General features: G+C 73.6%; 7 protein-coding genes. 5 read left to right on the top strand and 2 right to left on the bottom strand.

Features of this window, described 5'->3' with window-relative positions; all coding sequences use genetic code 11:
• Positions 1–1,272 (bottom strand): protein kinase (locus tag FREUN1FDRAFT_RS21135; protein WP_232295318.1); only part of this gene is annotated, 1,272 nt, incomplete at its 3' end.
• 137 nt (positions 1,273–1,409) lie between these two features.
• On the opposite strand from FREUN1FDRAFT_RS21135, the gene FREUN1FDRAFT_RS21130 reads away from it, so the two are divergent.
• From FREUN1FDRAFT_RS21130 to FREUN1FDRAFT_RS21110, 5 genes are all read left to right on the top strand, one after another.
• Positions 1,410–2,132 carry a peptidase E gene (locus tag FREUN1FDRAFT_RS21130; protein WP_006542211.1) on the top strand — a complete coding sequence of 241 codons (723 nt, stop codon included), beginning with the start codon at positions 1,410–1,412 and terminating at the stop codon, positions 2,130–2,132.
• Positions 2,133–2,238: 106 nt separating this feature from the next.
• Positions 2,239–2,931, top strand: coding sequence for a lipoyl(octanoyl) transferase LipB (lipB, locus tag FREUN1FDRAFT_RS21125; protein WP_369809808.1), 693 nt, complete (start codon positions 2,239–2,241; stop codon positions 2,929–2,931).
• Positions 2,928–3,920 carry a lipoyl synthase gene (lipA, locus tag FREUN1FDRAFT_RS21120; protein WP_006542208.1) on the top strand — a complete coding sequence of 331 codons (993 nt, stop codon included), beginning with the start codon at positions 2,928–2,930 and terminating at the stop codon, positions 3,918–3,920. The genes lipB and lipA overlap by 4 nt, the downstream gene beginning before the upstream one ends.
• Positions 3,921–4,137: 217 nt before the next feature.
• Positions 4,138–4,581 carry a hypothetical protein gene (locus FREUN1FDRAFT_RS21115; protein WP_006542207.1) on the top strand — a complete coding sequence of 148 codons (444 nt, stop codon included), beginning with the start codon at positions 4,138–4,140 and terminating at the stop codon, positions 4,579–4,581.
• A gap of 57 nt (positions 4,582–4,638) precedes the next feature.
• The gene (locus FREUN1FDRAFT_RS21110) at positions 4,639–5,646 is read left to right on the top strand and encodes a DUF4191 domain-containing protein (RefSeq protein ID WP_035952767.1); all 1,008 of its coding nucleotides are present in this window, start codon (positions 4,639–4,641) and stop codon (positions 5,644–5,646) included.
• Positions 5,647–5,784: 138 nt separating this feature from the next.
• On the opposite strand, the gene FREUN1FDRAFT_RS21105 is transcribed toward FREUN1FDRAFT_RS21110, so the two are convergent.
• The gene (locus tag FREUN1FDRAFT_RS21105; protein ID WP_232295316.1) at positions 5,785–6,261 is read right to left on the bottom strand and encodes an RDD family protein; all 477 of its coding nucleotides are present in this window, start codon (positions 6,259–6,261) and stop codon (positions 5,785–5,787) included.
• Positions 6,262–6,405 lie beyond the last annotated feature (144 nt).

Raw genomic sequence — 6,405 nt, 5'->3', positions numbered from 1 at the left:
CGCCGACGGTGCCGGGGTCGCCGACCGCCCGCCACGACGCACCGCCTTGCCGCCGCGGCGATCACGGCCCACCGGGTGCAGCGATCCCACCAGCTCGGACGGATCGGAGGGTGCGGTCCGGCCGTCTCTCGGCTGGGTTCGACCGCTCGCCGCGCCCGCGCCGGGGCCGGGGCCGGGGGGCGTACCCGCGGGTTCGCCCGCCGCAGTGCCCTCCGCAATGCCCTCCGACGGCGGCGAAGAGGGCTCGCCGGGCTCCTGCCAGGCCGCGTCCGCCCCGCCGCCCGCCCAGACGTCCGGAACAGCGGCCTCGGAAGGATCGCCGCCGGGTGGCAGCAGCCGCCCGCCGGCCCCGTCCTCACCGACAACCTCGCCGCCGCCCTGGGCACGCGCGGTGTGGCGGCGACCGGCCTGCCACTCCGGCCCCGTGGCCCACGGGTCACGGTCGCGGTCACCACCGAGATCATCACCGGCGTCTGCCACCGGCTCCGCCTCGTCGATCCACGGGTCGGAGGCGAGCTCGATCTCGCTGCCCACGGAGCCGCCGGGCGAGACGCCCGTCATGCGGATCGGCAGTGGGGTGGCACTGCGTGCGAGGCCGGCGGCCAGCTCGGCCGCGGACGGCCGGCGCAGCTGATCGTCGATCAGCGCCATCGCGACCGCCACCGCGACCGCGGCCGCGTCGGGGCCGGTGGCCTGGCTCATAGCCCCGAGCAGAAGCTCCGCGAGATCATGCACGTCGTCCGCGGGAGACCCGCCGGGGCTGGTCAGGGCGGCGACGCCGACGCCGGCGAGCACCGGCCGGCCGTTCGGTTCCAGCAGGATGTCCAGCGCGGTCAGCTCGCCGTGGACCAGCCCGGCGCCATGCGCCGCCGCGAGTGCCTGCGCCACGGGCAGGCCGATCGTCACGACCTCGCCCGGCTCCAGCCGGCCCCGGGCCGCGAGCAGCCGGGACAGGCTGACGGTCTCGGGCACCGGCTCGGCCACGACTGCCAGCCCGTCCGCCGTCCGGATGGCATCGGTCACCGAGACCAGGTGCGGATGGCGGACGTCGAGCTGACGCCGGATCTCCCCCAGCCCTTCGGCACGCACCAGCGGATCCGCCGGCAGCCGCACGTACCGAACCGTGACGTCCGCGCCGAGCTGCTCGACACGACCGGCCCAGACCTCACCGGCCCCGGCGTCGTAGCGCCGGTGGCGAAGGATAATGCCCGGCACCGTGGGATCACCGCCGTGCCGGCCCGGCCGATCGCCGGAATCGTCCGTGAAGGTCACGATCGTCGACGCTAGGCCGAACCGGCAACCCTCGCAGGACACTTTCCGCTGTTGTGGATAACTTCGTTCCGAACGGTGGGAGCGAGCCGGCCGGGCCTTCGGTCGAGCCAGGAGCCGAACTCAACCAGGAGTCAGCTGTGCAGATCCTCGCGACAAGCGGTGGCTTCCAGCCCGACGGCAGGTGGGGTGCCAAGGTCGGGCCGCTGCTGGATCACGCGATCGCCCTCGCGGAGCCGACCGGCCGGCCCCGGCTTTGCCTGTTGCAGACAGCTCTCGGCGACGACCAGTCCGCCTACGCCCGCGGCTACGCGGCGCTGAACCGGGACCGGCCGGACGTCGCCGTCTCCCACCTGGCGCTGTTCCCGATGCCGAACGTCGCCGACCCGCGGGCCCACCTGCTCGCCCAGGACGTCATCTGGGTCGGCGGCGGCAGCGTGGCGAACCTGCTCGCGCTCTGGCGGGTGCACGGCCTCGACGAGATCCTGCGTGAGGCCTGGGAGGCCGGCGTGGTGCTGGGCGGCGTCTCGGCCGGGTCGCTGTGCTGGCATGTCGGCGGCACCACCGACTCCTTCGGCCCGGACCTGCGCCCGGTCACGAACGGCCTCGGCCTGCTGCCACACAGCAACACCCCGCACTACGACTCCGAGAGCGCGCGCCGCCCGCTCTACCAGCGCCTCGTGGCCGACGGGACGCTCCCCGCCGGCTGGGCCACCGACGACGGCGTCGGCCTGCACTTCCGCGGCACCGAGCTGGTCGAGGCCGTCTCGGACCGGCCGGACGTCCACGCCTGGCGGGTCGAGCCGGGCCCGGGCGCAACCGCGGTCGAGACACGCGTCTCACCGCGCCGCCTGCCGGAGTGACATCCGCCCTGGAAGCCAGACCGGTCTGAAGCCGGTGGGACGAGCCACTCGTCCGTTGCCGGCCGGGCCGGTCGTCCCACCGGCGTACCCTCGGGACGTGGATGTCCTGCAGTTGGGTGTCGTTCCCTATCAGGAGGCCTGGGGCAGGCAGCGCGCGCTGGCCGAGGAGCGCCGTCACGGGCGCGGCGAGGACACGCTGATCCTTCTCGAGCATCCCGAGGTCTACACCGCGGGCCGGCGCACCGACCCCGCCGACCGCCCGGTGGACGGGGCGGAGGTCGTCGACGTCGACCGCGGCGGCAGCATCACCTGGCATGGCCCCGGGCAGCTCGTGGGCTATCCGATCGTCCAGCTCCCGATGCCGTTGGACGTCGTCGCCTACGTCCGGATGCTCGAAGCCGGCCTGATCGCGGTCTGCGCCGAGTTCGGCGTGGCGACCCGCCGGGTCGACGGCCGCACCGGGGTCTGGACGGCGGACGGCACCCGCAAGCTCGCCGCCATCGGCGTCCGGGTGAGCTGGAAGGTCACCACGCACGGCTTCGCGCTCAACTGCGACCCCGCCCTGGGCTCGTTCGGCCGGATCGTGCCGTGCGGGATCTCCGACGCTGGCGTGACCAGCCTCAGCCTGGAACTGGGGCGCACGGTGACGGTGGCGGACGCCCGCCCGGTGGTGGAGCGCCACCTGACCAGCGCCATCACCGACTACCTCACCGCCGGCTACGAGGCGCAGGCCCGCCGGCAGTCGCAGGCCGGCGCGCTGATCGGCGCCGGAGACATCGAAGGAGGAGCCGCCGGATGACGGCCACGCCAGTCGTGCCGGAGGGCCGGCCACTGCTACGCCTCGAGGCCCGCAACGCCCAGACCCCGATCGAACGCAAACCCCCGTGGATCCGTACCCGGCTGCGCACCGGCCCCGAATACACCGACGTCCGCAGCCTCGTCCACGGCGCCGGCCTGCACACCGTGTGCGAGGAAGCCGGCTGCCCCAACATCTACGAATGCTGGGAGGACCGCGAGGCCACCTTCCTCATCGGCGGGGACGTCTGCACCCGACGCTGCGACTTCTGCCAGATCGACACCGGCCGCCCGACTCCCCTGGACACCGACGAACCACGCCGCGTCGCCGAATCCGTGTCGACGATGGGCCTGCGCTACGCCACCGTCACCGGCGTCGCCCGTGACGACCTCCCCGACGGCGGCGCCTGGCTCTACGCCGAGACCGTCCGGCGCATCCACGCACAGTCCCCCGGCACCGGCGTCGAAGTCCTCATCCCCGACTTCGCCGGGCACCCCGACCAGCTTGACGAGGTCTTCGGCGCGGCACCCGAGGTACTCGCCCACAATCTCGAGACCGTCCCGAGGATCTTCCGCCGCATCCGGCCCGGATTCCGTTACGAACGCTCCCTCGACGTCCTCACCCGCGCCCGCGCCGCCGGCCTCGTCACCAAGTCCAACCTGATCCTCGGGCTCGGCGAGACCGATGACGAGGTCGAGGAAGCCATGACCTCGCTGCACAACGCCGGCTGCGACCTGCTCACCGTCACCCAGTACCTACGCCCCACCCCCCGCCACCACCCCGTCGAACGCTGGGTGCACCCCGACGAGTTCATCGCCTGGCAGCAACGCGGCACCGAGATCGGCTTCGCCGGCGTCCTGTCCGGCCCCCTCGTCCGCTCCTCCTACCGCGCCGGCCGCCTCTACCAGCAGGCAATTACCTTCCGTAGTGAAACTGCCCGGGGTGAGGCGGTTACCTCCCAAAGTGTGTCGCACGACTCTCACACCGGGTGACGAGTGCGCTGGTGATGACTACCCCGGACGACTAGGCTCGTGCCTGCGTCACGCGGCGGTCACAAGACACGGGGCTCGCCGCGCTGCGGGCACCCCCGTCATCTCCGCCAGCTGCGGGAGTAATCGGCGACGCCCGCGCCTTCACACTCAGTGCTGTTCCGGCGGGGCACCTGTCCCGCCTCGGGCTCCACGACCGCGTCGGGAGGTCGTCGACACCGTGTTCCGCTCACTCCTCTCCGCCCTTGAGGAACTGACTCTTCTCGTCCTGCCGCACGGCGGCCAGCGCACCGCTCGCCACAACGCCTGGCGGGCCGCCACCGACCTGCACGTCACGACCGGCTACCGCTGGGTCGACCAGATCTCCGTCTCCGCCTTCGGCCTGGTCCCCGCCCCGGCGAACGCGTCCGTCCCGTCGCCGGCGGTCCCGCCGGCGACGACCGCCCACGCAGGCATACCCGCGGAGGCGAGGACGGGTGCGCCGCTGGTCACCCGCCCGGTGGCAGCGGCCGCCGGGGGCGACTGCCCGGCGCCGCGCGAGCGGGAGTCGGCGCCGCGGCCAGCGGTCGCCAGGGCCCCGGGAACCCGCGGCTCCACCGGGCGCGCCCCCAAGCCTCGGGTCTCCCCGCCGCGCGCCCGCGCCGCCGCCGCCGCACGTTCCTGACCCGCAGGCGCCGACCGGGCCACCAGCCGGGCCCGCGAAGGCCGTAGGCTCGCGCCTATGGCGCTGCGGAGGAAGCCGACCGGTGCCGGCGGGGAGCCGGCGCTCGCGGCCGTGGGTGGGAACGGAACAAGTGGTGGCGGGTCGTCCCGTCGGTCGGGCAAGGCCAGCGCCGCGGGGCGGAACGGACCGGGCGCGGCTGGTGATGGCCCACGTGGCCCGGAGCGGAGCACCATGGCTGGCAGGAGTGGCGGGGCTGGCAGGAGTGGCGGGGCCGCCAAGAACGGCGGGGCCGGCAACGGCGGTCCGAAGGCCGGCGCCAAGGCGGGCTCGAAGGCAGGGTCGGGCAAGGCCGACCAGCCGGAGAAGGCCGGCCGGGCCACCGGTCCCGCGTCCGGCGGCGCGGGCGCCGGCGCGCCGGGCAGGCTCGCCCAGATCCGGATGGTCTACAAGATCACCCGGCAGCGCGATCCGCAGGTGCTCTGGCTAAGCCTGCTCGGGCTGGCCGTGCCGGTGGTGATCGGCGTGTTGCTCGGAGTCTTCGTCGGCCCGCTGTATGTCTGGCTGCCGATCGCGATCCTGCTGGGCATCGTGGTGGCCCTCAATGTCTTCAGCCGCCGGGTCCAGAAGACCGCGTACGCGGAGATGGAAGGCAAGCCCGGCGCGGCGGCCGGCGTGGTGGAGCGCATGCGCGGTGACTGGCGCCTCACCCCCGCCGTCGGGGTCAACCGGCACCAGGATGTGGTCCATCGCGTGGTCTGCCGGGCTGGCGTGGTACTCATCGCGGAGGGCCGCGGGCGCGGGCCTCGGGAGCTGCTCGCCGCCGAGAAACGACGCATCCGCAAGATCGTCGGTGAGGCGCCGATGGTCGACTACATCGTCGGCAACGGCGAGGGCGAGATCCCGTTGCCGAAGCTGCAGAGCACCCTCATGCGGCTGCGCCGTGAGCTGCGCAAGCGCGACGTCGACGCCCTCGAGCGCCGACTGCGGGCCGTGAGCAGCCCCGTCCTGCCGATTCCGAAGGGCCCGATCCCGCGCAACATCCCCCGCGGCGGCCGCCCGCGCTGAACCCGCCCGCCGCGCCGCGGCGGCGGCCAGCGGTCGCGGCGGCCCATCAACGTCATGACGCCCACGTCCCCGAGCGGGGACGTGGGCGTCGGTGTCTCGCCTTCCGCTCAGGCCGCGGCTGTCTCCACGGCCTGTACGTCAGGCCTTCGACGGGACGATCTCGTCACGCACGACGACCGTGCCCGCGGCGCGGTCGTGCGTGCCGCGCAGGTCACGGTCCCAGATGAACGCCGGGACCAGCAGGGCCAACAGCAGCGTCCGGACCAGGACCCACGGCCAGCTCTGCCGCCCGAAGTCCCGCACCCGGATCACCCTGATCCCCGCGAGCCGCATGCCGATCGTCTGCCCGGCCACCGTGACCAGCACCAGTTCCTCCAGGAGGAAGGCACCGTAGATCGCCAGGCCGCGGATGTCCGCCGCCGCGTCGACCCCGACCACGAAGAGCAGGCCGACCAGCAGGTTCGCCAGCACGCCGTCGACGATGTACGCAATGATCCGGGGCCCGAAGCCCACCACCGAACCGGGCCCGTCCGCCGGAAGCCCGAGCCGGGCTCCGGGCGGCGTGTCCCGGGGCAGACCGGGGCCCTCCAGCCAACCTCCGAGTGCGCGTCCCACCACGCAAGCCTATGCGGCCCGCTCGCGCCACCAGGGCCATGACAGAACGTCACCAACGCCGTTAACGTAACATCCACGAAACGGTGCGTTGATTCCCTCGACGCGCCACGCGGTGACACCGCGCAACCGATCAGAGCGTACTCT

The organism is Parafrankia sp. EUN1f, from assembly GCF_000177675.1.
In the GTDB taxonomy this organism is placed as follows: domain Bacteria; phylum Actinomycetota; class Actinomycetes; order Frankiales; family Frankiaceae; genus Parafrankia.
The sequence above is the reverse complement of the archived record's forward strand: the minus strand, read 5'-3'. Positions and strand labels throughout refer to the sequence as shown.

Excerpts from the sequence above, each read along its gene's own strand:
- lipA (WP_006542208.1), top strand. The coding sequence starts at position 2,928 with ATGACGGCCACGCCAGTCGTGCCGGAGGGCCGGCCACTGCTACGCCTC.
- FREUN1FDRAFT_RS21110 (WP_035952767.1), top strand. The coding sequence starts at position 4,639 with ATGGCGCTGCGGAGGAAGCCGACCGGTGCCGGCGGGGAGCCGGCGCTC.